The sequence below is a fragment of the Enterobacter sp. BIGb0383 genome (assembly GCF_003751845.1).
Classification (GTDB): domain Bacteria; phylum Pseudomonadota; class Gammaproteobacteria; order Enterobacterales; family Enterobacteriaceae; genus BIGb0383.
This window is the reverse complement of record NZ_RJKQ01000015.1, coordinates 1-1,080: the sequence shown is the minus strand read 5'-3', so window position 1 is coordinate 1,080 and position 1,080 is coordinate 1. Positions and strand designations below refer to the sequence as shown.

Below are 1,080 nucleotides of genomic sequence, written 5' to 3'. Positions count from 1 at the left end.
CAAGGGAGAACTCATCTCGGGGCAAGTTTCGTGCTTAGATGCTTTCAGCACTTATCTTTTCCGCATTTAGCTACCGGGCAATGCCATTGGCATGACAACCCGAACACCAGTGATGCGTCCACTCCGGTCCTCTCGTACTAGGAGCAGCCCCCCTCAATTCTCCAGCGCCCACGGCAGATAGGGACCGAACTGTCTCACGACGTTCTAAACCCAGCTCGCGTACCACTTTAAATGGCGAACAGCCATACCCTTGGGACCTACTTCAGCCCCAGGATGTGATGAGCCGACATCGAGGTGCCAAACACCGCCGTCGATATGAACTCTTGGGCGGTATCAGCCTGTTATCCCCGGAGTACCTTTTATCCGTTGAGCGATGGCCCTTCCATTCAGAACCACCGGATCACTATGACCTGCTTTCGCACCTGCTCGCGCCGTCACGCTCGCAGTCAAGCTAGCTTATGCCATTGCACTAACCTCCTGATGTCCGACCAGGATTAGCTAACCTTCGTGCTCCTCCGTTACGCTTTAGGAGGAGACCGCCCCAGTCAAACTACCCACCAGACACTGTCCGCAACCCGGATTACGGGTCTACGTTAGAACATCAAACATTAAAGGGTGGTATTTCAAGGTTGGCTCCACGCAGACTGGCGTCCACGCTTCAAAGCCTCCCACCTATCCTACACATCAAGGCTCAATGTTCAGTGTCAAGCTATAGTAAAGGTTCACGGGGTCTTTCCGTCTTGCCGCGGGTACACTGCATCTTCACAGCGAGTTCAATTTCACTGAGTCTCGGGTGGAGACAGCCTGGCCATCATTACGCCATTCGTGCAGGTCGGAACTTACCCGACAAGGAATTTCGCTACCTTAGGACCGTTATAGTTACGGCCGCCGTTTACCGGGGCTTCGATCAAGAGCTTCTCCTTGCGGATAACCCCATCAATTAACCTTCCGGCACCGGGCAGGCGTCACACCGTATACGTCCACTTTCGTGTTTGCACAGTGCTGTGTTTTTAATAAACAGTTGCAGCCAGCTGGTATCTTCGACTGGTTTCAGCTCCGTGAGCAAGTCACTTCACCTAC

1 rRNA gene is annotated in these 1,080 nt (G+C 53.3%); it reads right to left on the bottom strand.

From position 1 onward, the window contains the following. Window positions 1–1,080: ribosomal RNA gene (locus EDF81_RS23820) — 23S ribosomal RNA — on the bottom strand; the annotation flags it as partial.